We start from the raw sequence: 26,698 nt of genomic DNA, 5'->3' as shown, positions 1-26,698 counted from the left end.
AACCTCACTGCTCCTTTGCCAGTTTTGCTACAATTCCGTAGCCTTCCAGCATCTTTTTCACTTTTAGTAACTGCTCTCCCGACAGCTCTGCAATCGGACTTTTAGGCGGTCCGACGTCGATGCCGGCAAGCTCCGCTGCTTTTTTTAGCGGCGCCGGCAGTGAACCGAATGAAAACGTATCACGAAGCGGCTGCAGTTGCTGTTGATAATGCTCGCTCTCTTCAATGTTTCCTTGTTTAAAAGATTCATAGATTGAAACAACGGTTTGCGGAAGCACATTGGCTGTGGCAGCTACAGCTCCTGTTCCACCCGCCTTCAATGTGTCCAAAATCAATGAATCGGTTCCTGCCAGGACGGAAAAGGACTGTTCCTTTGTACGCTCAAGATACGCCTTAATATTGGCGAAGCTGCCGCTGCTGTCCTTAATGCCGATGATGTTCGGCAATGCCGCCAGCCTTTCAACCGTTTCGGGCTCCAATGATACGCCTGTTCTCGCCGGAATGTTGTAGAGCAGGACAGGAAGCGCGACATTTTCAGAAATCGTCCGGAAATGCTGATACAATTCCTCCTGTGAAGGTGCGACAAAGTATGGCGTAATAATCGAAAGAACATCCGCTCCGATATCCGCCATTTGATTGGATAAGGAAATGGTCGCCTCAGTACTGTTTTCTCCAGCTCCGATGAAAACCGGCACTCGTTTATTAACCGCTTTTACAACTGTTTCGGCAATTTGAAGCTTTTCCTCTTGCGAAAATAAATGAAATTCGCCATTTGTTCCTAAAGCAAAAATGCCATGGACGCCTGAATCAATTAAATGATTCACCAGCTTTTCTGCTGCACCCGGATGAAAAGCCTGTTCTTTTGTAAGCGGTGTCAGTATGGCAGGGATAATTCCCTCTACTTTCAAGTGGCTTCGCTCCCCTCTGTTGCATTTTTAAACAGAAAAATAGTAAAACGCTTTCACAAACTTTATTATAAAGGTGTTATGATTCATTAAGCAACACATTTTTTAGATTTGGGATAAAAGAATAAAATCTTACCTTCAGCTGATGCGTTTTAAAACAATAAAAAAACCTGTCCAAAGACAGGTCAAATTAATCTTTTAAAGCTTTCACACAAGCCGCTGTTTTATTTTGAATTTGTGTCAAAAAAGCGGTTTGATCCGCTGCCCGGCCAGATTGAGTGGCCGCTACAAGCACATCACTGCACAGCACATGGTGCTGGGCTGCGGCATTTGCTGCAGCGTTTATCGCCTTCACAAATTGACCATCTTGCAAACAGCCGTCAACTAACACCCACATGATCAAACGCCCCACCGTATCTTTCATACCGACGATGCAAAGATCACCGCTTTCCGACACAATATGACAGTCAGCCAATTCAGCATCATGTTGGATAAACAGCGTTTCATCTTCAAAGGCTGACAGGTCATGCGGCCATCCAGAGTTATTTTCGCTTACGAAAACAAGTTTTCGTCTCCAAGCAAAGCCCCCTTCAGAGGACAGAAGACGGAGCGGGCGGTCTGCCAAAAATGCGATGCCGTGCGGCAAATATAGTTCAATTCGCTCTTTTAAAAAGAGAGGCTCGGTTTTCTGCGGGATGGTTTTCGCCTTGATCGTAAACTGCGGATTTTCACGCTGAGGATGGTCCAGCGCTGTGATACCCGTATCATACACTCGTCCGATACGCTCGGCAGAAAGGGCAGCTTCCGGGCGGTCAAGAACTTCCGCTTTTCCATCTTTCAACAACAGCAGGCGGTCACAGTATAAACTCGCAATATTCACATCATGAAACACCCCGACCACTGCGAGTTTGGATGCAGCCGTTTCTTGTTTCATTAAATCAAGCAGACTTTTTTGAAATGACAAATCGAGAAAACTCGTCGGTTCATCAAGCAGCAAATATTCGGGTTCCTGGGCAAGTGCCTGCGCTAAATACACCCGCTGCTGCTCTCCACCGCTCAGCTCATGAATGGATTTCTGGGCGAAGCGAAGTGTGTCTGTCTGCTTCATCACCCTCTTCACGATATCATGGTCTTCCGCTGTCAGCTGCCGAAAAAGGCCTGATTGATACGCGTAGCGGCCAAACTGTACCGTTTCCTCCACTGTAAAGGAAAAGGCCTGCTCCGTTTTTTGAGGAAGGACCGCCATTTTGCGAGCGAGCTCCTTCGTTTCGTACGCCCCGACTGAACGGCATTCAAGCAGCACCTCGCCGCTTCGAGGGGGAATTGTTCCCGACAACATTTTCAGCAAAGTCGTTTTTCCGCTGCCGTTCGGACCAAGAATTCCTAAAAATTCACCCGGCTTTACAGCAAAGCTGATGTCCTGTAAGACATCCGTTTTTCCATAGCCGCCGGACACACGGATGACATCAATCATGAACTCGCCCTCCCCTGTAGCGCCGAATCAAAATAAAGCCGAAAACAGGTGCTCCTACCAATGCAGTAATAATGCCGATCGGCAGCTCGGACGGCTCAATGATGGTTCTCGACAAAAGATCTGACAGCACAAGGAACGAAGCGCCGTTCAGCATCGAGAGCGGCACAAGATGACGGTGATCCGTAATCGACAGAAGCCGGATAAAATGCGGAATGACGAGGCCGACAAAGCCAATGGTTCCAGACACAGCAACCGCACTGCCAGTTAAAATAGCTCCCGCCAACAAAACGACATATTTACTGCGCTTCACATTCACGCCGAGGAGTCTCGCTTTTTCCTCGCCATACGTCATCACATTCAGTTCTCTCCCGCTGATCAAAAGCGCGGCAGCGCCCGCAGCAAAAAAGGGCAGAAACAATGCGACATAGCCCCAGCCCCTCATCGATACGCTGCCGAGCAGCCAGTGGACGATCGGTTTTAAATCATCGCCGGTCAAAGCGATCATGAGAGAAATAAGCGCACCCAAAAACGAACTGAAGATGATCCCTGTTAAAATCAAAGCGGACAAGGTCAACGAAGGGTGTACGAGCCGCGCAAAGAACAAAACCAAAAAAATCACGACAACAGCCGCGGCAACGCTTAAAAACGGCAATGTAAAACTTCCGATCACCGGCAGCTGAATCCCAAAAAACAACGTGACCACTGCACCGACGGCTGCGCCTGACGAAATGCCGAGCGTATACGGATCTGCGAGCGGGTTTTTCAAAAGCCCTTGAAACCCGGCCCCCGCTGCAGCCAGACCCGCGCCGACAAGAGCGGCCAATACCACTCTCGGCAGCCTGATTTTCATGATGATGTTCGCCTCCGTCGGATCGGGATTTAACCCTTGAATACCAAACCATTCGTCCAAAAAAACCTTGATAATAGAAGGAATGGGAATCTCCAAAGATCCGATAGAGATTCCCATAAGAACAGCTGCCGACAAAAACATCAGGCTGAAGGCATATGCCGCGATGCGGTTATTTCTTAAAAACGTCAGGGTAAATATGTTCAGCAAGCTCTTCGACCCCTTTGATCAATCGCGGCCCCGGACGGGTCACGAGGTCAGGGTCCACGTCGTATACTTCGTTATTCTTGACGGCTTTTATACCGCTCCAGCCGCTTCGTTTTTTAATTTCGCTGACAGCGGATTCACCGTTTGTCGTCACGATCGCATCGGGATTTAGCTTGACGATCGCTTCTTCCGTTATCTTGGCCCAGCCTTTCTGCGCGGAAGCGGCATTTTCCGCATGGATCGCTTCAAGCATTTCATCCATAAAGGTGCCTTTTCCGGTCGTATAAATGTCCGGAGCCGGAGACACTTCAACAAACACTTTCTTTTGACCGGCTTTAGATATGCCTGCAGCTTTTTCTTTTATGTCAGCCAGGTCAGATTTCATGCTCTTGACCAGGCTCGCTGCTTGATCCTCTGCGCCGGCAGCCTTTCCGATCATTTCGATCGACCGGTACGCCTCTTCAAAAGAGGCCGCATCATTTACAGTCACCACCGTAATTCCTGCACCTTTTAGCTGCTTCAGCCCTTCTTCGGCACTCTGCATGCCGGAAGCGTGGGCCAGAACCAAATCGGGGTTTAACGAAATGATTTTTTCCGTGTTAAATTCCATGCCCCCGATTTTTTCAACGTTTTTCACTTCTTTTGGATATGTATCAAAATCCGTCACGCCGACGACTTTTTTTCCCAGGCCGAGGGCATATGTAATTTCGGTATTGCTCGGCATCAGAGAGACGATTTTCTTCGGTTCTTTTTCAATTTTGACCTCTTGCCCTGAGGCATCTTTTATGGTGACCGGAAACGCTTCAGCCGCCTTCTCCTGTTTTTGCTGGTCTGCCGGTTTTTGCGCTTGACCGCAGCCGCTAAGGACGCCGGCGGCCAACAGCAGTGACAGCAATAAAAGCCCTAACTTCTTCATCCTGCTTCCTCCTCGGGATAAAATAAAAACATCTCTACTCAGTAAAGATGCAGCAAACCAAGAACGTACAAAAAAGTGCACATCGTTTATACCGCATCTGTCCTTGCAGATTACGCGGTCATCATCCAGGCGGTTATTCCGGCTTTTGGTTCATCGCTCCCGGCCTGTCCGAACTGCTCGCGGAGCTCTCGCCGGCTTCCCCTCTTAAGCTGCTGATCGGCAGCACCTTTCTGACTCATTCGTATCCTAATTTCGGAATTATTATACTATAATCGACACAGGTCTGTATATGAGATTCTGAAAAGGAGATTTTCAACCGAAAACGTTGTTTTTTCTAAATCATTTACGATATATTGCATATAGAGAAAGGGTGGTTTTATGCCGATACCGAAAAACTATACGCCTCAGGTCAGACTTTCAGCAAAGGAAAAAGCGTTTCACCAATTGCAGCGCTGGATTGTTGACGGAACCCTTGAACCCGGCGAAAAAGTCACGGACGTCGATCTGGCCGAAGCGCTCGGCGTCAGCCGCACACCGGTCAGAGAAGCGCTTCAGCTCTTGGAATCGCAGGGCTTTGTAGAAATGAAGCCAGGAAAAGAAACAAAGATCACGCTCATTCATCCCGATGATGCGCTGGCCGTCTATCCCCCGCTCGCACACCTTCAGGCTCTGGCGGCGGAACTGGCCGCGCCGCTTTTGACCGAAGAAGAGATTGCCGAGCTGAAAAAACTCGCGGCTCAATACGAAGCCGCGTTTAAGGAGGAGCGGAATCACGATGCTGCTGAACTCGACGAACAGTTCCACCATTTGATTACAGAAGCGGCTAAAAACCCGTATGTTCTTCAATTTTCCGCCGTGCTGCAGCTTCATGTCAGACGGATGAAGTATGTGTTTTTCAATCGGCCGGCTGCTCCGAAAATGCAGTCCGCCGCCGAGCATTGGGAAATCATCGCCGCTTTTGAAAAAAACGATTCGAAATTGGCGGCTGAAGTGATGAAAAGGAATTGGCTCCGTCCGATGGAAGATATTCATAAAGTTTTAAAAGGCAGGGAACAATAAAGCGCCAAGCACGATTTTCGACCGCGGTATCCAGCTGCGATATACTGTTTATTAGATGTTTTTTTCATCTTAACTCTGAAACAAGGATTGATGGCATATGGATTTAAAGCTGAAAAACAAACTCGTGCTCGTAACGGGTTCTACTGCTGGTATTGGAAAAGCAACGGCGGAAGCCTTTTTGGCGGAAGGCGCCGAGGTCATCGTAAACGGACGGACAGAAGAAAAGGTCCAGTCGGTCGTTGATGAGCTTTCCCGGCACGGAAATGTTCACGGAATTGCCGCTGATTTATCCGATCCTGAAGAAAGCAGGGCACTGGTCGAAAAAACCGCTGAAATCGGGGAGCTTGATGTCCTCGTCAATAATATGGGCTTCTTTGAAGTGAAGGATTTTACAGAGGTGACAGACGAAGAGTGGCTCAACTATTTTGAAGTAAACGTTCTAAGCGCTGTTAGGCTTTGCCGCGCGTTTTTGCCAGCCATGCTGAAGCGGAATAAGGGGAGGATTCTCAATTTGGCAAGCGAAGCCGGCATCAAACCGCTTCCCCACATGATCCCTTATTCGATGACAAAAACCGCTCTGATCAGTTTATCAAGAGGTTTGGCCGAAATGACGAGAGGGACAAATGTGACGGTCAACTCCGTCCTTCCGGGACCTACCTGGACGGAAGGCGTCGCCAATTATATGGAGGGAGCCGCAGCTCAGGAGAAAACCGATTTAGACACTTTTGTCAAAGATTATTTCAAAGTGAATGAGCCGACTTCTTTGATTCAGCGCTATGCAAAACCGGAAGAAGTGGCGAGTACGATCGTCTATCTCGCTTCCGAAAAAGCTGCGGCCATCAACGGTTCCGCTCAAAGAGTGGAAGGCGGAATTATCCGCTCCATTTAACAAAACCCTCTGCCGATCGGCAGAGGATTTTTGTTTATGATTCGTGTGAGTCATAGCGTTTTCCGTTAATATACAGATTCGAAAAAACAGGGTCTTTCACATGTTTCAGTTCCATCGGAACATCGACGCCGTCGATCTCGGAATCAGCCACTTTCAGTCCGGTGACCGGAGAATGGTCGTATGCCAGCACCCTGATCCCATATTGTCCGCCCTTGCTTTTCAGCTGCTTAACATCAACGGTGCGGACGACTGGCTTGAAATCTCCGGCATCTCCTTCTTCGTATTCCATATCGATGGCGATCACTTCACGCTTCAAGCTTTTGACCGTATTTTTGTGAAAGTAGATGTTTTCAAGAACGCCGCCGCGCACTGAATTTGTTTTAATGCGGAGGGCTCGGTCCAAGTTCGGGCTGTCCATAAGGTTGCCCTCTGCGATGACGTTCTTCACGCCGCCGGAAATTTCGCTTCCGATCGTGACCCCTCCGTGCCCGTCTTTCATTTCGTTATGTTCAATGACGATGTTTTCTGACGGAATGTTGATCCTTCGGCCATCGGCATTTCTTCCCGATTTGACGGCGATGCAGTCGTCTCCATTATCAAAATGGCAGCCCTTGATCACCACGTTTTTACACGATTCCGGGTTGACTCCGTCGGTATTCGGGCCGTGTCCGATGACCTTGATGCCGTCCACTGTCACATTCTCGCAAAGCACAGGATGAACTTGCCACATCGGCGAATTCAGCACGGTGACACCTTGAATCAATATATGTTTGCAGCGATACGGCTGAATGAAATTCGGCCGCAAATAATGCCCTTTTCCAAACTGCCGCTCAGTGACTGGGACACCGCGCTCAGCCATTTCAAACAAAGCATTCCGGTCTTTTTCCTGTGAAGGCTGGCCGTTCGTTCCCCTTTTCCACGGCCACCAATGGTCGTCATCTCCTTGGCCGTCAAGCGTGCCCTTTCCGGTTATCGCAATATTTTCAGCTTCATAAGCGTAGATGAGCGGTGAATAATTATAGAGCTCGACTCCTTCAAACCTCGTCAGCACAACGGGGAGATAATCTTCAGGGTTCTGACTGAATTTGATCACCGCTCCTTGTGCAATATGAAGCTCCACATTGCTTTTCAGTCTGAGCGCACCGGAAATAAACACGCCTTCACGAACCGCTACTCTTCCACCGCCGGCTTGGTGGGCTTGATCAATCGCCTTCTGTATCGCTTCCGTCGAATCGTTTTTTCCACTTTCGTCAGCCCCAAACGCTGTAACATCAAATGAGCGATTAGGAAATACCGGAACCTTCAGCTTCTTTAGAATCTCGTCTTTTATTTTCTGCAGACTCACGTTACCTCCCCCTTTACAATGTGACGCCTGTTTTAAATATCGCAAGCTCCCTGAAATCGTTTATCTCATTGTTCAGCTGCCTGCCGCCCGCGACTTCGATCAAATATGCTGTCAGCTCCTTCAAAACGTCATCTTCTGATCGGTCTTCGAGCACCCTTCCCGCATTAAAATCGATCCAATGGCGCTTCGCCTCATAAATCGCTGTATTTGTCGAAATTTTCATCGTCGGCACAAAGGTGCCAAAAGGTGTGCCCCGACCTGTCGTAAATAGAACGATTTGACACCCTGCAGCAGCCAGTGCGGATGAAGCAACAAGGTCATTTCCCGGAGCACTCAGCAGGTTCAGCCCTTTCTTTTTCAAAACATCCCCGTATTCAAGGACATCCGTCACCTTTGAGGTGCCGGCTTTTTGTGTACAGCCGAGCGATTTATCCTCCAATGTCGTAATGCCGCCCGCTTTGTTGCCCGGAGACGGGTTTTCATAGACGGGCTGCTTGTGATCGATAAAGTATTGTTTAAAATCGTTGATTAAGCGGACGATTTTATGAAACACTTCCTCATTTTCAGCTCGTTCCATCAAAAGCGTTTCCGCCCCAAACATTTCAGGCACTTCTGTCAAAACCGCCGTTCCCCCTTGGGCGATCAGAAAATCGGAGAGCCGGCCGAGCAGCGGATTCGCGGTAATGCCGGAAAATCCATCAGATCCGCCACACTTCAAACCGATTGTCAGTTCAGAAAGCGGAACATCTTCCCGCCGGTCACCTTTTGCATGCTCATAAATTTCTTTCAACAGTTTGACGCCTTCCGTGACTTCGTCTGATACCTCTTGGGAAAGCAGAAACTTGACCCGGCTGTGATCGTAATCGCCGAGCGCTTCGCGGAATTCGTGAATGCTGTTGTTTTCACAGCCGAGTCCCAGCACAAGGACACCGCCTGCATTCGGGTGTTTGACGGCATTCGCCAAAATCGTTCTCGTGTTGATATGATCGTCGCCAAGCTGTGAACAGCCGTACTGATGCTTTAATACGTGAACGCTTTCAAAAGGGGCGATGGAGCCGACCTCAGCCTTAAATTCTTTGATGATCAGCTCTGCAATGCCATTTACACAGCCGACGGTCGGCACGATCCATAGCTCGTTTCTAATCCCCGTTTTTCCGTTTTTTCGTTTAAAGCCTTTAAATGTGAGCGGTTCTTTTTGATAGCGGTTTTCCGTAAACTTCGGCTTGTAGCTGTACTCTTCGACACCGCCCAAATTCGTTTTCACATTTTTCGTGTGCACCCACTCTCCCGTCTGAATCATTTCAGTGGCGTGCCCGATCGGAAAGCCGTATTTGATGACGTCTTCATTTTCAACGATGTCTTTTAAAGCAAACTTATGGCCTTTCAAAATCGGTTCCTTGATCACGATGATCCGTTCTCCGACAGAGATCGTTTCACCGGTCTGCAATTCTCTTAACGCAATGCCGACATTATCTTGAGGATTGATCATCAAGCAGTCTTTCATCACATGTCCCCCAGCTCAGCCATTTGGCTGTTCATCATTTTTTTCAGTGCCTTCCACATTCCCGTTTGTTTCATGTCCCTTAAATATTCAGCCGTCTTGTCCGTCAATCCGGGCATGTCGTTCAGGTTTTGCCCCCACACTTTTTCAAACCCGAGAACATGGAATGCGATGTTCGAAACGTCTGTCTCTTCTGTCCAGAGCCGTTTGAGGAAAGCCAGCACCTCATCGTCGTCAGACAGCGGTATGGCCTCATCTTCCCGTCTTCCTTGATAAAAATAAATTAAAGCGCTTAAAGCAAATACGGTTCGAGCCGGAAGTTTGCCTGTTCGTTCCGCATATTCCATTAAGACGGGCAAATTTCTGACTTTGAATTTTGCAAAGGAATTTAAGGAAATATCGATAAGCTTGTGACGGATAAACGGGTTTTTAAAGCGGTCGAGAATCTCTTCCACATAGGCGTCAAGCTCACTGCCGGGCATATCGATCGTCTCGAGTACCTCCCGCTGGATCAGCTCTTTCACAAATGATCCGATAAGCTCGTCTTCAGCTGCTTCACGAACCGTCTCAAGACCTGCTAAATAAGCGACCGGCGTCATCGCGGTATGGGCGCCGTTTAAGATTCTCACTTTTCTCACCCTGTACGGCGTCACATCTTTGACAAACTCGACATTCAGGCCCGCCTCATGAAGCGGGAGCTCGTCTCGCAGCCATTTCGGCCCTTCAATCACGAACAAATGATACGGCTCCGCCGTCACCATCAAGGAATCATGATAGCCGGCCGCCTCTTCAAGCCGGTGTGCGTTTTCTTTCGGGAAGCCCGGTACGATCCTGTCCACAAGCGTATTGCAAAACACGTTTGCCTCTTCAAGCCAATCGATGAACCCTTGTTCAAGCGCCCACGCGTTTGTATAGCGCAGCACAATGTCTTTCAGTTTTTTCCCGTTATCTTCAAGCAGCTCACACGGGAGGATCACCAGCCCTTTTTCCCTGCTTCCCTGAAAAGTCAGGTATCGTCTGTATAACAGTGCAGTCAGCTTCCCTGGATAGCTTTTCTGCGGACGATCGGACAGCCGGTCTTCCTCGATATAAATGATGCCGGCCTCTGTCGTATTTGAAAATACAAACCGCAAATCCGGCAGATCGGCCAGCTCTATAAATTCATTATAGTGCTCATAGCTGCTGACGACTCTGCTGATTGATGTAATGACAGCAGAATCGCGAACCTCCCGCCCTTCCCGGAAACCTTCAAGATAAAGCGTGTAAAGTCCATCCTGTTCTTGAAAGGCCGTTACAGAACCGCGGCGCGGAGGCACAACGACGGCGCTGCCGTTAAAATCGGTTTCTTCATTCAATCTATGAATCTGCCAGTCAATAAACCCCCTCATAAAGTTTCCTTCCCCGATTTGCAAAATCCTTTCGGGGCGGCTCGGCTTAGACCTTATCCGTTTGGACAGCCTCTCCATTTCAATCCCTCCTCATTTTTGCACACGTTCACATTTTGCAGCGCATCAAAAATGATGCTATAGATGTTTAACTGAATTGCGAATGATCAGCTCCGTGCTGATCAGCGTCTGCCTGCCTTCTGCCTGCGGGTTTTCGATCAGTGACAACAGGCTGTCCGCACCAAGCATGCTGATTTTTTCCGTCGGCTTTTTTACCGTCGTCAATGACGGTGTCGTATACGCCGAAAATCCGCTATCGTCAAAGCCGATAATCGACATATCGTCAGGACAGCGTTTCCCGTTTGCATAAAGGGCGTTCATCGCGCCGATCGCCATATCATCATTGGCGCAAAACAGGGCTGTCGGAGGGTTCTTCAGCTTTAGCAGCGTTTCAGCCGCGCGAAAACCGCTTTGCATCGTATAATCGCCTTGAACGAGGTATTCGCCGGGCATGTCAAGGTTAGAGTCGCGAAGCGCGCGAAGAAATCCTCCTTTCCTTTCTTGAGAGGATTTAAAACCTTCTTTCCCCTGCACCATGGCGATCCGTCTGTGGCCGTTTTTAATCAAGTATGAAGCAGCGAGGAAAGCGCCCTCGTGTTCATTCGCCAAAATATTGACGACGGAGTGCCCTTCGATTTTTCTGTTCAGCACGACGACCGGAATATTCTGTTTGAGGACATGCTCAATAAAAGCCTGATCCTGTTCGCTTTGGCTGATTAAAATCATGCCGTCATAGCGGTTGCGGTGAATGGATGACAAATCATGATAATCGTCGATCCCTCTGACAACCATATTATAGTTTTCATCGATCACCTTGTTGACGCCGCGCAGGATGTCTGCAAAGAAACTGGAAGACGTCCCGTCTGTCAGGCTTGTTAAAAACAGGCCGATCGTAAAAGACTTTTGCGTGACAAGGCTTTTCGCATTAAAATTCGGTTTATAATTCATTTCGGCTGCGATGTCGAGTATTTTCTTTTTCGTGTTCTCTTTTATTAGCGGACTGTTGTTCAGCGCTCTGGATACTGTGGTGTGCGATACATTCGCCAGCCTGGCGATATCTTTAATCGTTACTGACATTGTTTTTTTACCCGCCTTTTCCTGCTGTTGTTACCATCAGTTTACCATATCAAAAGCGCTTTTTAGAAAGTGAAATTCCGCTATGATCTCGCTTCGATTTCCGCGATCATTTCGGCGTGCTTCTGGTCTGTCAAACGGTACAGATAGCCGAGAACGAGAATGGCCGCCGTCAGCGCCGCTGCCGGATACAAAAGGAGAATCGCTTTAATGCCGAGCAGCGTCCCCGCTTTTTGGGCCGCATTCGGCACATAGCCGATGATGCTGAGACCGATCCCTGACAGGAAGCCGGAGAGCGACTGAGCCAGCTTTCTCGAGAAGTTAAACAGCGAATATACCGTTCCTTCTTTCCGTTCCCCTGTTCTCCACTCGCCGTAATCGATCGCATCTGATACGAATGCCCAGGTGATTCCGTTCGGAATGCTGATGCCGATAAAGGCGATGCTTGCGAGAATCGTAAAAACAAAGACATTGCCCGGCACGAAAAAATTAATCAGATCAGCACAGACGGAAACCGCGAGCCCCAAAATGGCGGTATGCTTTTTCCCGAACAGCTTCACGAGCTTCGGCAGCATGATGACGCCGATAAAGGATGAGCCGATGATGATAAAATTCATGTAAGCCATCAGTTCGGCGTTGCCGAGGTTATACTGCGCGAAGTAAATCAGCATCGCGGATTTAAGGTTATAGGCTGAAATCGTGAAAATTGTCATGAATATAAGCGTAAGGAGCGGTTTGTTCGTAAAAAACGTCTTTGATATCGCTTTGAATGTCACTTTTTCCTGTTTGTACTTCTCATCTTTTACGACAATCCGTTCCTGACAGTTCCTGTAGCAAATGTAGAAAAACAACACACCTAGAAAAGACATCAGTCCCATGACGACCGGATAAGCAACCGCAGGGTTGTCAAACCTGACAATCATCGGGATGACAACGATGCTCGTCACAAACAGGGCGCCCAGTGAGCCGGCCTGTCGAAAGGAAGCAAGTGAAGTTCGTTCCACCGAGTTTTGCGTCATGGCCGCCCCGAGCGAGCCGTAAGGGATGTTGACAAAGGAATAGCCGAGACCCCAAAGCATGTATGACGCATAAGCGTATATGAGTTTGCCCGTCGGTGACAGATTCGGCGAGATGAAGGTCAATATCGTCAAAATCGCGAGCACAAAGCTTCCGTATAGCAGATACGGCCTGAATTTACCTTTCGGGCCGATATTCTTCCTGTAGTCGATCGATGTTCCCACAATCGGATCGACAAAAGCGGCAAAAAGTTTGCTCACAAGAAAAATGCCTCCGGCTGCCGCCGCCGGAATGCCGGCAACATCCGTAAAAAACTTCAGAAGATAGAGCTGTCCAAGGTCAAACATAAATCCGTTCCCAAAATCTCCAAAACCGTAAGAAACCTTTTCTTTTAAACTTAATTTCTCTTGAGTGACGGCGACTGTTTCGGTTTGTTTGTTCGTCGATATTTCCATGAAAAAGCAGCTCCTCTGCTAGCCATTTTGTGATTCTAAGCTTTCAAACGATCTTTCACTTCAAACTGGAAATAGTGTTTTGCATTTTCGTAGCAGATCCCTTTGACGATCCGGCCCAGCAGCTCGATATCATCCGGTGCTTCGCCGTTTTCAACCCATGTGCCGATGACATCGCAGAGCAGGCGCCTGAAATATTCGTGTCTTGTGTAGGAAAGAAAGCTGCGCGAATCAGTCAGCATACCGATAAAACGGCTCAATAGTCCGATGTTGGCGAGCGATTTCATCTGTTCGAGCATGCCGTCTTTCGTATCGTTGAACCACCAGGCGGTACCGTGCTGGATTTTCCCCGGTATCCGGCCGTCCTGGAAGCTTCCGCAAAGGCTTGAAATCACGACATTGTCTCGCGGATTTAAAGAATACAAGATCGTTTTTGGCAGCGCATCTTTTCGGTCAAGAGAATCGAGGAAGCTGCACAAAGGCTTTGCGATGTCCTGATCATTAATCGCATCATATCCCGTATCAGGCCCGAGCTTCCGGTACATTTTGCTGCTGTTGTTGCGGAGGGCGTTAATGTGGAGCTGCATCGCCCAGCCCTTCTCTGCATAGCATGTTCCCAAAAAGTTCAGGGTAAAGGATTTGAATTTGCACTCTTCCTCAGGCGAGGCGCTTTCCCCGTTCATCACCTTTGCAAAAATCGGGTGCACTTCGCTTTCATCTGTTTCCGTGTACATCATTTGATTAATGGCATGATCCGATATCCGTCCGCCTGCTTCATGGAAAAAGTCAATTCTGTTTTTAAGCGCTTTCAAAAAATCGTCATAATTTGCTATCTTCATGCCGCTTGCTGTTTCAAGCTTGCTCACCCAGGAGGCAAAGCCTTCTTGATTGATTTCCAGCGCCTTGTCTGGCCTAAATCCGGGTAAAACGCTTACATTAAAGCCTTCATCTTTCAACTTTACATGATATTCAAGACTGTCTGCCGGGTCATCTGTCGTGACAACCGTTTCAACGTTTGATTTTTCGATTAAGTCTCTGGCGCCGAATCCTTCTCCGGCCAGCTGTTCGTTAACCCGTTCCCAAATATGCGGCGCGCTCTTTTCATCAAGCCGTTCATCGATGCCGAAAAACCTACTCAGCTCCAAATGGGTCCAATGATAGAGCGGGTTTCCAATCGTCATCGGAACCGTTCTTGCCCAGGCGCTGAATTTCTCTTCATCTGACGCATCTCCTGTAATAAACTCTTCGGATATTCCATTGGCCCGCATTGCTCTCCATTTGTAATGATCGCCGTACAACCATGCTTCGGTCAGGTTTTTAAACGTTTTGTTTTCGTAAATCTCCTTCGGACTCAAGTGGCAGTGGTAGTCGATGATCGGCATCCCTTTTGCATAATGGTGGTACAACACTTTCGACGTTTCATTCGTTAAAAGAAAATCGTCATTCAAAAACGGCTTCACAGAATCTCCACCTTTCTTTTTTTATAAATGTGAACGTTAACATTTTTGTTTGCAATATAATGTGAACGTTAACATTTAATCTTATTTTATACTAACCGCGCCTTCTTTTCCATTATTTTCTCAACATAAAAGAAGCCTAAAGGCAACTGCCTTCGGCTTCTTCTTTTTCTTACCGCTTATTTGGCGGCTTTAGGGTTTTTCTTAAATTCCATCGTAATTTCCGTCCCGCGGCCTGTCCGGCTGTCAACTGCGATGCAGCCGTCGTGCAGATGGACAAGTTCCAAAGAAATGGCAAGGCCGAGACCGCTTCCTTCTGTCGCATCTTTTGTATGCGTTCCCCTGTAGTAGCGGTTAAATAAATTTGAGACGGTTTCAGAGTCCATGCCTCTTCCGTTGTCTTGAATTTTAAGAATAATATATTGCTTGGATTCTTCAAGGATCACCTTGATGTCAGTGCCTTTTTTGTTATGCTTGACGGCGTTGGCGAGGAGGTTTTCCAAGACTCTTCTGAACCAGCCTCTGTCTATCGCAAACTCGGTATCTTCTTCTTTGTATTCAAAAGACACGTTGTACCCTTCCGAAAACGAATGGCGCTTAAACTCTTCAACGAAGCTCCTTAAAAATGGCACAAGCCTCACTGTCTGGCGTTTAATCGGCAAGGCGTCATTTTTCAGCCTGTACGTTAAGTTCAAGTCTTCGATTAGCTGTGACATGTAGTCCGACTTTTCTTTCATCGCCTGGCCGATTTCGCGGATTTCTTCTTTTGACCACTCATAGTTTGGAGACTCCAGCATCATACTGTAGCCGTAAATCGTGCTAAGCGGCGTTTTTAAATCATGGGAGAGCCCTGCGATCCATTCCTCCCGGGTCGTTTGGATTTTCTTGCGGTTTTGCTCGTCTTTTTTCAGCGTTTCCGTCAGCTGCTCCATCGATTCAAACACTTCTGTGAACAGTCGATACGGCTGTTTTCGCTTTCCTTTTTTGTTCCGGCTTTGCGGGCGGCCTTTCCGGTTTCTCGGTTCTTCAAATCGCCCTTTTGAAAGGTTGACGATCCATTTAATCGTATGGATGATCGGCATGCCAAATCTGAAAGAATACCAAATGGTCATGGAAGACATCAATACGATCAGAACGCCGATCACGAGCAGCACGATTTTTAAAGCGAGTCCGATCATCGTCCTGTTGAACTCATGATCCGGATTAAAAATCGGGTTCGGCGTAGCGGCGATCAGCCATTCTGTCGCACTTAAGCGCCTGTATGAAAACTCGTGCTCGTAGTTCCATGGCTTTGATCCGTATTTTAAAAGCTCCAGCTCATTGATTCCCTGGCTGTAGTCTATATCCTGGTAGATCGAGTCCAACATTTTCCCTTTTTCGCTGAACAGATAGACGGACCCTTTGTTTTTCTTAATGAAATCAAGCGTGCTTTTTTTATAGGAAGAAAGGTCCGCCATATCCTTTTCTTCTTTATCCAAATAGGACAGGATCGTATCGCTTTTCGATTCCCAGCCGAATAAAATCACGTAGTCTTCATCATTGAAATTGGCAGACCAGAAGTTGACTTGATATTTTTTGATTCTTTTTTTGTCAAAAACTGATACCAGGTCTTCCCTGTGGTACTGCCTCTGAATTTCCGAAGGAAGACGGTAGGAATAAACGGTTTTCTCTTTGCCGTCTAATATTTGAAGCCATCCTCCCTGTTTGTCGATAGCCGATTTCAAGATATCTTCAATCTGCCAATTGTTATTGTCGTCTACGCTGACCCAGCTTTCAAACGTGTCTGATGTGGCTTTTGCCAAGCCTGTATCCGCTTCGCTCTCGCTTAACCGGAGAGCGAAAAAGATGAAGGATAGCAGCAGAGTGGCGAGGACAAGACCGAGAATCAGGAAAATCTGGCTGACAAAATGGAGAACGAGCTTACCCCTGAGCTTCATCCTTCGCTCTCTTTTCTTCCAGGATTGGGAACGAACTTATATCCAAGACCGCGAATCGTGACGATATATTCGGGACTGCTCGGGTCTTTTTCGATTTTCTCCCTTAGCTTTCTGATATGTACCATGACGGTGTTGCTGTCTCCGTAGGATGGAACGCCCCACACTTTTTCATAAATTTGGTCCTTGGAAAGCACCCTGTTCGGATGATCGCAAAAATATTGGAGAAGCTGGAGCAGCTGCGCCGAGCAGCTGACCGTTTCTCCGTCCACGATCAGCTCCGCAAAGTCGGGGTGAAATGTAAAGCGTTCATATTCGTAGGCTGAAGATATCGAAGCAGCTGCGACTTCCTTATGTATATACGTTCTTTTTAAATGCGCTTTAATCCTGGCGATTAATTCCAGAGGATTAAAAGGTTTTGTAATATAATCATCGGCCCCGTAGGCAAAACCTGACAGTTTGTCGAGGTCAGATGTCTTCGCCGTTAAAAAGAAGATCGGGGCGTTGGTGTGCCGCCTGATTTCAGGGGATACATCAAATCCTGTCTGTCCCGGCATCATGACATCGAGAAGTATTAAGTGTACGGTGTCCTTTTTCACGATGTCGAGCGCTTCTTCTGCGCTGCTCGCGGTCAGAACTTCTGAAAATCCTTCCTTCGTGAGGACGCGCTTGACCATTTGAACAATGGCGTCTTCGTCATCCACAATCAAAATTGTCGCATTTTCCAAAATCCTTCTTTCCTTTCTGTCTATATCATGTTTTGATATCCTCATCTTACCATCTATTATATCTTTATCGGCACCCGTTTTCTGATTTTAAAGTAAAAATAAACTTTTTTAGAAATGATTTTTTACTTTACGAAATCATGGAATAAAAAAACAGACATCTGTCCGATGTCTGTCATCCGGTTGCCAGCCTCTGATCCTCTTCTTTTTTCAATAGATCGTAAGTCAGACACACCGGCTTTCCCGTGCGCGGGTCTAAAATAATTTCAGCATCAATCTGAAACACCTTTTTTAATACTTCTGATGTCATGACTTCATGAGGAGCGCCCTCTTTGACAATCGCACCGCGGTTCAGCGCCACCATATGATGGGCAAAGCGGGCGGCATGGTTGAGGTCGTGAATAACCATCAAAATCGTTCGGCCTTCTTCTTTGTTGAGCTTTTCCAGCAGTTGCAGAATTTCAAGCTGGTGCGCCAAGTCCAAATAGGTTGTCGGTTCGTCAAGCAGCAAGAGCTCCGTTTCCTGGGCAAGAGCCATCGCAATCCAGACGCGTTGGCGCTGTCCCCCAGAAAGGGCTTCGATCGGCCGGTCATAAAAAGGCATCATTCCTGTCACTTCGAGAGACCATTCAACCATGCGGCGGTCATCGGCCGAGAGCCTGCCCATTCCCTTTTGATGAGGAAAACGGCCGTAAGAAACGAGCTCATATACGGTCAGACCGCCTGGCGCCTCAGGCGTCTGCGGAAGAATCGCCATCTGTTTGGCTATATCCTTCGTCGACATTTGGTGGATCGCTTTGCCGTTTAAATAAACGGCGCCCTTTCTCGAACGCTGTATGCGCGCCATCGTTTTTAATATCGTTGATTTGCCGCACCCGTTCGGACCGATCATGGTCGTCACTTTTCCTTTTGGTATGTGGAGGTTTAGGTTTTCGACAATCATCTGTTCGCCGTAGCCGATCCCCAGGTTGTTTGTTGAAAGAGACACCTTGCACCCTTCCCTTCTTCAATTTGTTTTCATGAGCAAATAGATAAAGTACGGCGCGCCTAAAGCGGCAATGACAAGCCCTACGGGAATTTCCGAAGGCGCCAGTATCATTCTTCCGATTAAGTCCGCCAGTAAAAAGAGCAATGCTCCGGTCAACGCGGAAGCCGGGATTAAAAGCTGATGCTTTGGCCCGACAAGTCTTCTGGCAATATGCGGAGCCACGAGACCGAGAAACGTAATATTTCCTCCAGCCGCTACACACGCGCCGCTCAGCGCGGCTGCTGACAGAAGCAGTGTGCGCCGCTCCTTTTCAACTGCCGTTCCGAGCCCTGTTGCGAGCTGATCACCGAGATTCAGCACGTTTAAATAGCGCGCTTTATAGAGGATAAAAGGAATCAGCACGACGATCCATGGCAGCACGGCCGAGACAAAGCTCCAGTTTGAACTCCATATATTTCCTGACAGCCAAACAGCCGCCTGCATAAAGTCATTCGGGTCCATTTTAAGCTGCAGCATTAAGATGGCCGCCGAAAACGCCGCATTCACTCCGATGCCGACCAGAACGAGGCGAATGGGATTCAAGCCTTTTTTCCACGCCAGCAAATAGATGGAAACGACTGCAAAACAGGCTCCCAAAAACGCGAAAATCGGCAGGGAAAAAACGAATCCTTTTTGCAGGTTGCCAACGTCTCCCTGAAAATAGAAGATGAACAGCACAACGGCAAAACCTGCTCCCGTATTGATGCCCAATATCCCCGGATCGGCCAGATCATTCCGGGATATCCCCTGCCAGACGGCTCCGGAGACAGCAACCCCCGCACCGATCAGCATGGCGAGGACCATGCGCGGCAAACGGAATTCAAATAATACAAGTTCATCCTGCGGCGTTCCGAAGCCGAACAGTGTTTTCAATGTATCAAGCGGTGCGATGCGGATTTCTCCCATGTTCATGCTTAATAAAAACACGGCGACCGTCAGCACGGCCATGACGAGCATCACCGCAGCCGCCCGTCTGTTGTTTTTCCTGAGCATTACAGTCCACTCCTTTCCCTGCGGGCCAGATAGAGAAAGAATGGTACGCCGACAAGCGCCGTTACTGCTCCGACAGGTGTTTCAAACGGCGGGTTGACCAGCCTTGCCGCAATATCCGCATAGATCAGAAGAACTGCGCCAAGCACCGCTGAGCATGGAATGATCCAGCGATAATCAACCCCGACCAGAAAGCGGGTAATATGCGGAATGATCAATCCGATAAAACCGATCGCCCCGGCAACGGATACAGCAGCACCCGTCAGCAGAACAACCGACACGATGCCGATCGCTTTAACCGTCTTCGTATATTGACCGAGCCCTTTCGCCAGCTCCTCTCCCAGACTCAGAACCGTAATGGAGCGTGCGATGACAAAAACGACAGCCAAACCGAGCGCTGCCGCCGGAATCAACAACTGAATGCTGAGCCATTTCGTACCGGCGACACCTCCGGCATACCAAAAACTGACGTCGCGCGCCACATCAAAATGGATCGCGATGCCCGTAGAAAGAGCGCTCAGGAACGTGCCGACAGCCGTACCAGCCAAAGCCAGCTTTACAGGCGTAAGACCGCCTTTTGAAAACATTCCGATCGCAAAAACGAGCCCCGCTCCAAGACCTGCACCGGCAAATGACCAGATCATCAGCCCGACCGATGTGGTTCCTGGAAAAAAAGCAAACGCGACAGCAATTGCGAAAGCTGACCCGTGCGTGACGCTCATAATTTCCGGCGATGCGAGAGGATTTCTCGTCATCCCCTGCATCACCGCACCGGAAACCGCCAGGCAGGCGCCCACAAGAGCCGCACTTACCGTTCTTGGCAGTCTTAGTTCCTGAATAATTTGATGGGCCGTATTTTTCGCATCAAAATGAAAAATAGCGTCCCATACCGTTCCAAGCTTTATATCAGCCGCACCGAGCGCAATCGATAATGCGGCGCCAAAAAGCAGCAGCATGATTCCGCCGGTCAGGACAAAAACAGCTCCGAGCGGACGGCTGATCGGTCTCTGTTCTTCATCAGGGCCATCCGCGCTGTTGATATGATGTATGTTTTTGTAAGAGCTCACTCGATGCCATTCCTTTCGATCTTTTTAACCGATAACGATTATCATTTTCATGATAGACCTAAGACGAAAAACAGCCCGATTCCCAAGATAAAGGTGGTCAAGTCAGACGTGCCTGAAACGATGACCCATAAAGAGTACGCCAGAGCGGCCAAGGCGATAATGCCGTCCCCTGTTCTTGACCCTTTCAGCTCGCCGTATGTCTCCCCTTTGAGGATGAGCTTCAAGCTGAAAACAGCCGCTACGAGATAAGGCACAAGGTAAGCGAGCGTCGCCGACGTTGTTAAAAACGTAAAGGCCTCGCTGATCGTTCCCGAAATCGTTGAGAAAATAAAGATCTGCGACATCACGTTTGTGACGATCAATGAATTGACTGGGCTTCCCTTTTTGTTCGTTTTCGCAAAGAAAACAGGAAAATCACCGGCCTTTGCCGCCTGATACGGAACCTCTGCGCCGATTAAAATCCAGCCGAGCATCGATCCGAACAAAGAAACGATTGCCAAGACCGCCATCATCACGCTGCCAAAGCTGCCGATGATCACGTGCAGCACATCAACGAACGGTTTATCTGATGCCTGGAGCTGATCGTGCGGGATGACGCCCATCGTAATTAAAGTGATGATCATATAAATACCGAGCGCAATTAACAGTCCGGTAATCGTCGCGCGTTTCACATCGCGCTGGGATGATGCGCGCCCTGATAAAATCACCGCAGACTCGATGCCGACAAACGCCCACAGCGTTGAAATCGCCGCATTGTGAACCTGTCCGCCCAGCCCTATGCTTTTGCCTTCTGATTCGATCGGAAAATAAAATGATTCGAATAATGCCGTTTGAAAAACGAATAAACCTGCAACAATAAACAGGACAAACCCAAGCACTTTGGAAAAAGTCGCTAAAAAGTTCAGCTTGCCTGCTCCATTTATGCTGGAGACTAAGATGAAATGCGTCCCCCATAACAAAATCGTACACACGATAAATGTCAAGGTCTGGCCAAGTGTGACAGAGTGTCCGCCGAGTTCAACCAGCTCGCGTCCGTCAGTTAAGATCGGCAGGAAAGTCGTCATATAGCCTGCAAGGCTTGTAATGATGGCCACGTTGCTGATCCAGCTTGCCACCCAATACCCCCAAACCATTGTAAAACCTGCCGCATTCCCTTTTTTAGGGTCTGAGAATAAAGCTCTTGCATAGCTTTGCGGACCTGCTTTAAGATCCGGGCGGCGAATGGATAAATGACCGAATACAAGGGCGATCATCAGCACCCCCGCGCCCGTCACCAGCCATGCCGCCGTTACGCCGAGCGGGCTTGCCGTCTGAGCGAGTGTGCTGGGGAGCATAAAAATCCCTGAGCCGACCATATTGCCGACAACAAAAGCCGTAAGAAGCCAGAAGCCCCATTTTTTTGTCTGTTCCATAAAATATAACCTCCGAGCATTTTATAAAAAATATGCCGGACCAGACCGTGAGATCATTCAAAATAAAAAAAGCATGAACAAAAGTCCATGCTTTGGTTAAACATACACTCTTGATCTCCGGATAGCCCTCCGCGGGAAAAAACCGCGGCAGTCCTGCACTTATTCAATGCAGACCCAGCATAAAGAATGAATGGCTTCCTTATGCTTCGGCGCTGATGCCTTTTGCATATGATCATCGGCCCCATCAGCCTCACACATGCGACTCATCATCCGCGCAACCTCTACCTCACTAAGAGTTAAGAGTGAGGATTTATCACATATTCTGAAAAGAGGTTACCAGAGAAATTTTAATCTGTCAAAGGGAAGTGATGGAAAAAAGCGGACAGCCGCGACAAAAGGCCGCCTTTTTTGGCAGCCTTCTGAAGAATGGAAGACGGGCCCTTCCATCTGTCATTTATCGGTTATTTTTCTTTTTGTTGACCGCCTCTTGCAGAGGGTCTCCTTTCAGCGCTTGCCCTGCATCTTCAAGCGCCCCCCGAACGGCGTTTTGGTTCTTTTCCTTATTTCCTCTATCTTTATTGAAGAGAATACCCAAATGAATCACCTCTTTAAAAATGTGGTACAATTTTAATTTGGCTTATCATTTTAAAATTATGCAGAACCTTGGAAGGTGTTTTTTAACTGAAAACACCATATTTTAGATGAAAACGTGCCGATTGCCTCAAGAAAATGCGGTTTTTTAGCTGACAAGTTGTCACCATCTGTCTTGAAGGCCGTCAGAACTCTTGATATAGTTTTCATTAGGAAATTGTTATAGGTCTTAAAGGAGAAGCGATATGACAGGAAAAACACACATCATGGGAGGGGTCGCTTCTTGTACGGCTGCTGCTTATTTTTACGGATATGATCCGGTGTTCATGACAGCTTCTGGTGTTATCGGAGCATTGATTCCGGATATTTGCCATACAAAAAGCAAGATAGGCAGAAGGCTTCCGATTTTATCAGCAGTGATCAGTTCTGTCTTCGGGCACAGGACGTTTACACACAGCCTGCTCTTTTTGCTCATTACGGCATTTGCGGCACATTTATATTTTACAGATCAGAGCATACTTTTCGGATTGATGGCCGGAATGGCGAGCCATCTGCTCCTTGATGCCGGGACTGTAAACGGCATCAAACTTTTCTTTCCGTCCGCCATTAAGGTTCGGCTGCCCCTTTATATTAAAACCGGCGGGAAGGCAGAACAAGGCGTTCTTGCTGTGCTCACCGTTGTTTCGTGCTATTTTATTGCGAACTTGATCGCCTGACGAAAGAGACGGTTTGACCGATTGCTATATTATGCTTTTTTTAGTCATTTTATCTTGGTGTTCTTTACCTGCGGGGATTATATGTGAGGAGCTATTTATATGAAAGAACAATTTTTTAAAAAGCAGTGGTTTTTATGCCTATCCATATTTTTTATGTGGATGAAGACGTACTTCATCTACAAGCTGGGCTTTAATTTACAAATCGACAACGCACTTCAGGAACTGATCCTGTTTATCAACCCGCTTAGCTTTCTCATCCCTGTACTCGGCATCAGCCTCTTTTTTCGCGAAAAAACGCAGCGCCTCTATTTAATCGGGGCTAATGTCGTCCTGACGGGCATCTTGATTGCAAACAGCATTTTTTATGGTTTCTACATCGATTTCATCACCATTCCCGTCCTGTTCCAGGCAAAAAACCTCGGGGGGCTTGGAAGCAGTTTTCAGGAACTGTTCAATCCGGTTTTCATCGCGCTTTTCCTGGACCTGGCTCTCATGGTCTGGCTGGCAAAAACGCGCGAAAGAACCGGCAAAAAGCTTTCCGCTAAAGCCGTTAAGATCTACTATGTGGCAGCCGCCGGAACGGTGCTGTTTAATCTCGCCCTGTCAGAGCTGGATCAGCCGAAGTTTTTAAGCTACTCCTACGACAGGGAAGTGCTTGTAAAAAATATCGGCTTATATCAGTTTCATCTGTTGGACGGCATTTCACAGACCTTTAATTTGACACAAAAAGCGGTCGCTGATGAAAACAGCCTGGCAACGATCGAAAACTACACAAATGCCGACTACAGCAAACCGAACCAAGATATGTTCGGGATTGCTGAAGGACGAAACGTCATCTTTGTAACGCTTGAATCCACCCAGACGTTTGTCATCAATGAAAAGGTGAACGGCCAGGAGATCACGCCGTTCATGAACAAGTTCATTCAAAAAAGCTATTATTTCGACCATTTTTATCAGCAGACCGAACAGGGGAAAACGTCCGATTCGGAATTCATTGTCGCCAATTCGCTCTATCCGTCTCTGAGCGGTTCAGTGTTTTTTACGAAGAGCGAAAATGCGTACAATTCGATGTATAAAACACTGGCGAATCACGATTACAAAACATCGGTTTTCCACGCCAACCATAAAAAATTCTGGAACAGGGACGTCATGTACAAAGCCCTTGGCATCGACAGCTTTTATGACGTCTCCCATTTTCATGTGACACCTGAAAATTCAACGGGCTGGGGGCTGAAGGACAAGGAGTTTTTAACGCAATCGGCCGACTTGATGAAAGACATGCCGCAGCCCTTCTACAGCAACCTGATCACATTGACGAACCATTTTCCGTTTCAAATTGATGATGAGGATAAGCTGATTGATGAATACGATTCGGAGAGTGAGATTTTAAACCGGTATGTCACGACTGTACGCTATGAAGACGAAGCATTGAAGCATTTCATTGCAAAACTGAAGAAAAACGGCCTTTACGACAATTCTGTGATCGTCTTCATGGGAGATCACTACGGCATATCAGAAGCGCACAACGATGCGTTAGCTCAATTTTTGGGCAAAGACGAAATCACCCCTTACGATACCGTTCAGCTGCAGCGGGTGCCGCTGATTATCCACATTCCGGGGGTAACGGATCAAGACCCGAAAACGATATCTGAAACAGGCGGCCAGATTGATGTCAAACCGACATTGCTCCACTTGCTCGGAATTGATACAAAAGGCATGATTCAATTCGGAAATGACCTGTTTTCGAAAGAAAGAATGCCTTTCGCTGTGTTAAGAAACGGCAGCTTTATTACAGATGATTATATCTACACGAAAAATACGTGCTACAGCAAAAAAACCGGGGATATGATCAACGACGGAGAGGACAAATGCGGCCCTCTCATAGAGAAAGCGAATGAAGAGCTTTCCCTTTCCGATAAGATTATTAACGGTGATTTGCTGAGATTTTACAAAAAATAATCCGTCCCCTTTAAGCCGGATTCTCCCCGGCTTAAAGGGGCTGTTTAAATTGAGGGACAGCTGGGTATTATATACCGAATGTTAAAAATGAACTTGCGGTTTTGCAGTTCCTTCGTTACCCTAAATGAAAAGAGAAGTTATTTCGAGTACCGATTATTTCATAAAGTGTTATAAAAAATGATAAATAAGAAGGTTTTAATATGAGTGAAACACAGCACAAGACAAATCAATTGCCGATTGTTGCCGTCTTGATTATGGGGACATTTATCGCCATTTTGAATCAGACGCTTTTGACGACGGCTCTGCCTCCGATCATGAGGGACTTAAACATTACGCCGGGGCTTGCCCAATGGCTGACGACCGTTTTTATGCTCGTGAATGGGATCATGATTCCAGTTACGGCTTTTTTAATTGAAAAATTCACGACGAGAAAGCTGTTCATGGCGGCAATGTCTTTATTTACGGCTGGGACGCTGATCTGCGCCTTGTCATTCAGCTTTCCGGCGCTGATTGCGGGACGCGTCGTGCAGGCGGCCGGTGCGGGCATTATGATGCCATTGATGCAGACGGTGCTTTTATTGATTTTCCCAAAGGAAAAACGCGGATCAGCGATGGGAATGGTCGGGCTTGTAATTGCCTTCGCTCCCGCTGTCGGACCGACCCTGTCAGGCTGGATCGTCGATCGCTATCCTTGGGAAGTATTGTTTTACCTGTTGCTTCCGTTCGCCGTTATCGACATGATTGCCGCACACTTTATTTTAAAAAATGTCACCGAACAGACATCGCCTAAGATGGACGTTACTTCCATCATATTGTCTTCGCTTGGCTTCGGCGGCATTTTGTACGGCTTCAGCAGCGCCGGTGTTGCCGGCTGGACGGGTGCTGACGTGCTGGCTGGCTTTGCGGTCGGCAGCGTTGCGCTGTTTTGGTTCATTTGGAGGCAGCTCCATTTGGAAGAACCGATTTTGGAATTCAGGGTATTTAAATATCCGATGTTTACCCTGGCGACGATTATCGGGATGGTCGTCTTTATGTCGATGATCGGAGCGGCGACGATCGTGCCGATGTATATGCAGGATATGCGCCATTTCACAGCGATGGAATCGGGAATGATGCTGTTTCCGGGAGCAGTAGTGATGGGGCTGATGTCTCCGATTACCGGAAGAATTTTTGACAAAATCGGCGCACGGATCTTGAGTATCACCGGTTTGACAGCGATCTTCGTGACCACATTGCTCTTGACCCATCTGACAAAGACGACGCCTTTTGCGTATTTGTCTACCGTCTATGCGATTCGGATGGTCGGCATGGGGATGGTGCTCATGCCTGTTACGACAGCCGGCTTGAACCAGCTCCCGCGCCATTTGATTCCTCACGGAACGGCCATGAACAATACGATGAGACAGATGTCAGGATCGATCGGGACGGCTGTTCTGATCACCATCATGACACAACGTGCGCTTACCGATCCTGCCGGTCCGTCTTCGGATACGGCGATGATTCACGGCGTCAATCTGGCGTTTATGACCGCGGCCGCATTGTCGGGAATCGGATTGGTTCTCTCATTCTTTATTAAGCAGCACCGACGCGGACGGCTTGACGGCAGCAGAAGAAAACAAGCGAAAGGCCGTTTGGCCATTCATGAGAAATAAAAAAATCCCGGGTTCATAAAAACCCGGGATTTTCTTAT

23 protein-coding genes and 1 riboswitch are annotated in these 26,698 nt (G+C 47.9%); of the genes, 5 read left to right on the top strand and 18 right to left on the bottom strand.

What is annotated here, in order from left to right:
- Positions 1-4: 4 nt before the first annotated feature.
- The 5 genes from dapA to H2R00_RS21400 all read right to left on the bottom strand — a co-directional run bounded on the left by dapA (position 5) and on the right by H2R00_RS21400 (position 4,587).
- Complete coding sequence (dapA, locus tag H2R00_RS19025; protein ID WP_182070078.1) at positions 5-907, bottom strand: 4-hydroxy-tetrahydrodipicolinate synthase; 903 nt, start codon at positions 905-907, stop codon at positions 5-7.
- 187 nt (positions 908-1,094) lie between these two features.
- The gene (locus tag H2R00_RS19020) at positions 1,095-2,378 is read right to left on the bottom strand and encodes an ABC transporter ATP-binding protein (RefSeq protein WP_182070077.1); all 1,284 of its coding nucleotides are present in this window, start codon (positions 2,376-2,378) and stop codon (positions 1,095-1,097) included.
- A complete protein-coding gene (locus H2R00_RS19015; RefSeq protein ID WP_154995198.1) occupies positions 2,371-3,435 on the bottom strand; it encodes a FecCD family ABC transporter permease in 1,065 nt (354 codons plus the stop codon). The genes H2R00_RS19020 and H2R00_RS19015 overlap by 8 nt, the downstream gene beginning before the upstream one ends.
- Entirely contained in the window at positions 3,398-4,348 is a 951-nt protein-coding gene (locus H2R00_RS19010) for an ABC transporter substrate-binding protein (RefSeq protein ID WP_182070076.1), read from the bottom strand. The genes H2R00_RS19015 and H2R00_RS19010 overlap by 38 nt, the downstream gene beginning before the upstream one ends.
- Before the next feature lie 110 nt (positions 4,349-4,458).
- Entirely contained in the window at positions 4,459-4,587 is a 129-nt protein-coding gene (locus H2R00_RS21400) for a hypothetical protein (protein ID WP_261763380.1), read from the bottom strand.
- A gap of 139 nt (positions 4,588-4,726) precedes the next feature.
- Between H2R00_RS21400 and H2R00_RS19005 the strand changes: the two genes are divergently transcribed.
- Complete coding sequence (locus tag H2R00_RS19005) at positions 4,727-5,407, top strand: GntR family transcriptional regulator (protein ID WP_154995202.1); 681 nt, start codon at positions 4,727-4,729, stop codon at positions 5,405-5,407.
- Between the two features lie 97 nt (positions 5,408-5,504).
- Entirely contained in the window at positions 5,505-6,296 is a 792-nt protein-coding gene (locus H2R00_RS19000; RefSeq protein WP_182070075.1) for an SDR family NAD(P)-dependent oxidoreductase, read from the top strand.
- Between the two features lie 34 nt (positions 6,297-6,330).
- On the opposite strand, the gene H2R00_RS18995 is transcribed toward H2R00_RS19000, so the two are convergent.
- From H2R00_RS18995 to sspJ, 13 genes are all read right to left on the bottom strand, one after another.
- A complete protein-coding gene (locus tag H2R00_RS18995) occupies positions 6,331-7,641 on the bottom strand; it encodes a glycoside hydrolase family 28 protein (RefSeq protein ID WP_154995206.1) in 1,311 nt (436 codons plus the stop codon).
- 13 nt (positions 7,642-7,654) lie between these two features.
- Positions 7,655-9,145 (bottom strand): UxaA family hydrolase, encoded by a 1,491-nt coding sequence (locus H2R00_RS18990; RefSeq protein WP_182070074.1) that lies wholly within the window; start codon positions 9,143-9,145, stop codon positions 7,655-7,657.
- Positions 9,145-10,608, bottom strand: coding sequence for a tagaturonate reductase (locus H2R00_RS18985; protein WP_182070073.1), 1,464 nt, complete (start codon positions 10,606-10,608; stop codon positions 9,145-9,147). Before H2R00_RS18985 ends, H2R00_RS18990 begins: the two co-directional genes overlap by 1 nt.
- A 57-nt stretch (positions 10,609-10,665) precedes the next feature.
- Positions 10,666-11,664, bottom strand: coding sequence for a LacI family DNA-binding transcriptional regulator (locus H2R00_RS18980; RefSeq protein WP_154995212.1), 999 nt, complete (start codon positions 11,662-11,664; stop codon positions 10,666-10,668).
- 80 nt (positions 11,665-11,744) lie between these two features.
- Positions 11,745-13,133 carry a glycoside-pentoside-hexuronide (GPH):cation symporter gene (locus H2R00_RS18975; RefSeq protein WP_154995214.1) on the bottom strand — a complete coding sequence of 463 codons (1,389 nt, stop codon included), beginning with the start codon at positions 13,131-13,133 and terminating at the stop codon, positions 11,745-11,747.
- A gap of 35 nt (positions 13,134-13,168) precedes the next feature.
- Positions 13,169-14,590 (bottom strand): glucuronate isomerase, encoded by a 1,422-nt coding sequence (gene uxaC, locus H2R00_RS18970; RefSeq protein WP_182070072.1) that lies wholly within the window; start codon positions 14,588-14,590, stop codon positions 13,169-13,171.
- A 176-nt stretch (positions 14,591-14,766) separates the two neighbouring features.
- Entirely contained in the window at positions 14,767-16,524 is a 1,758-nt protein-coding gene (locus tag H2R00_RS18965) for a sensor histidine kinase (RefSeq protein WP_154995218.1), read from the bottom strand.
- Positions 16,521-17,249 carry a response regulator transcription factor gene (locus H2R00_RS18960; RefSeq protein WP_154995220.1) on the bottom strand — a complete coding sequence of 243 codons (729 nt, stop codon included), beginning with the start codon at positions 17,247-17,249 and terminating at the stop codon, positions 16,521-16,523. Before H2R00_RS18960 ends, H2R00_RS18965 begins: the two co-directional genes overlap by 4 nt.
- A gap of 172 nt (positions 17,250-17,421) precedes the next feature.
- Positions 17,422-18,189, bottom strand: a complete 768-nt coding sequence (locus H2R00_RS18955) for an ABC transporter ATP-binding protein (protein ID WP_182071119.1) — start codon at positions 18,187-18,189, stop codon at positions 17,422-17,424.
- 63 nt (positions 18,190-18,252) lie between these two features.
- Complete coding sequence (locus tag H2R00_RS18950) at positions 18,253-19,266, bottom strand: FecCD family ABC transporter permease (RefSeq protein WP_154995222.1); 1,014 nt, start codon at positions 19,264-19,266, stop codon at positions 18,253-18,255.
- Positions 19,266-20,330, bottom strand: coding sequence for a FecCD family ABC transporter permease (locus H2R00_RS18945; RefSeq protein ID WP_154995224.1), 1,065 nt, complete (start codon positions 20,328-20,330; stop codon positions 19,266-19,268). The genes H2R00_RS18950 and H2R00_RS18945 overlap by 1 nt, the downstream gene beginning before the upstream one ends.
- A 47-nt stretch (positions 20,331-20,377) precedes the next feature.
- Positions 20,378-21,742, bottom strand: a complete 1,365-nt coding sequence (locus H2R00_RS18940) for an amino acid permease (RefSeq protein ID WP_182070071.1) — start codon at positions 21,740-21,742, stop codon at positions 20,378-20,380.
- Between the two features lie 114 nt (positions 21,743-21,856).
- Positions 21,857-22,034, bottom strand: a riboswitch (Lysine riboswitch).
- 162 nt (positions 22,035-22,196) lie between these two features.
- Positions 22,197-22,337, bottom strand: coding sequence for a small acid-soluble spore protein SspJ (sspJ, locus tag H2R00_RS18935; protein ID WP_182070070.1), 141 nt, complete (start codon positions 22,335-22,337; stop codon positions 22,197-22,199).
- 241 nt (positions 22,338-22,578) lie between these two features.
- Between sspJ and H2R00_RS18930 the strand changes: the two genes are divergently transcribed.
- The 3 genes from H2R00_RS18930 (at position 22,579) to H2R00_RS18920 (ending at position 26,660) form a co-directional block, all read left to right on the top strand.
- Entirely contained in the window at positions 22,579-23,049 is a 471-nt protein-coding gene (locus H2R00_RS18930) for a metal-dependent hydrolase (protein WP_182070069.1), read from the top strand.
- Positions 23,050-23,148: 99 nt separating this feature from the next.
- Complete coding sequence (locus tag H2R00_RS18925) at positions 23,149-25,008, top strand: LTA synthase family protein (RefSeq protein WP_182070068.1); 1,860 nt, start codon at positions 23,149-23,151, stop codon at positions 25,006-25,008.
- Positions 25,009-25,208: 200 nt separating this feature from the next.
- Entirely contained in the window at positions 25,209-26,660 is a 1,452-nt protein-coding gene (locus H2R00_RS18920) for an MDR family MFS transporter (RefSeq protein WP_154995234.1), read from the top strand.
- Positions 26,661-26,698: the final 38 nt, after the last annotated feature.

This window comes from Bacillus haynesii, from assembly GCF_014042035.1.
Lineage (GTDB): Bacteria > Bacillota > Bacilli > Bacillales > Bacillaceae > Bacillus > Bacillus haynesii.
The sequence above is the reverse complement of the archived record's forward strand: the minus strand, read 5'-3'. Positions and strand labels throughout refer to the sequence as shown.

Coding starts and splice junctions, on each gene's coding strand:
- H2R00_RS19020 (WP_182070077.1), bottom strand. CDS start 2,378: ATGATTGATGTCATCCGTGTGTCCGGCGGCTATGGAAAAACGGATGTC.
- H2R00_RS19010 (WP_182070076.1), bottom strand. CDS start 4,348: ATGAAGAAGTTAGGGCTTTTATTGCTGTCACTGCTGTTGGCCGCCGGC.
- H2R00_RS21400 (WP_261763380.1), bottom strand. CDS start 4,587: ATGAGTCAGAAAGGTGCTGCCGATCAGCAGCTTAAGAGGGGAAGCCGG.
- H2R00_RS19005 (WP_154995202.1), top strand. CDS start 4,727: ATGCCGATACCGAAAAACTATACGCCTCAGGTCAGACTTTCAGCAAAG.
- H2R00_RS19000 (WP_182070075.1), top strand. CDS start 5,505: ATGGATTTAAAGCTGAAAAACAAACTCGTGCTCGTAACGGGTTCTACT.
- H2R00_RS18990 (WP_182070074.1), bottom strand. CDS start 9,145: ATGAAAGACTGCTTGATGATCAATCCTCAAGATAATGTCGGCATTGCG.
- H2R00_RS18985 (WP_182070073.1), bottom strand. CDS start 10,608: ATGGAGAGGCTGTCCAAACGGATAAGGTCTAAGCCGAGCCGCCCCGAA.
- H2R00_RS18980 (WP_154995212.1), bottom strand. CDS start 11,664: ATGTCAGTAACGATTAAAGATATCGCCAGGCTGGCGAATGTATCGCAC.
- H2R00_RS18975 (WP_154995214.1), bottom strand. CDS start 13,133: ATGGAAATATCGACGAACAAACAAACCGAAACAGTCGCCGTCACTCAA.
- H2R00_RS18965 (WP_154995218.1), bottom strand. CDS start 16,524: ATGAAGCTCAGGGGTAAGCTCGTTCTCCATTTTGTCAGCCAGATTTTC.
- H2R00_RS18955 (WP_182071119.1), bottom strand. CDS start 18,189: ATGATTGTCGAAAACCTAAACCTCCACATACCAAAAGGAAAAGTGACG.
- H2R00_RS18950 (WP_154995222.1), bottom strand. CDS start 19,266: ATGCTCAGGAAAAACAACAGACGGGCGGCTGCGGTGATGCTCGTCATG.
- H2R00_RS18940 (WP_182070071.1), bottom strand. CDS start 21,742: ATGGAACAGACAAAAAAATGGGGCTTCTGGCTTCTTACGGCTTTTGTT.
- H2R00_RS18930 (WP_182070069.1), top strand. CDS start 22,579: ATGACAGGAAAAACACACATCATGGGAGGGGTCGCTTCTTGTACGGCT.
- H2R00_RS18925 (WP_182070068.1), top strand. CDS start 23,149: ATGAAAGAACAATTTTTTAAAAAGCAGTGGTTTTTATGCCTATCCATA.
- H2R00_RS18920 (WP_154995234.1), top strand. CDS start 25,209: ATGAGTGAAACACAGCACAAGACAAATCAATTGCCGATTGTTGCCGTC.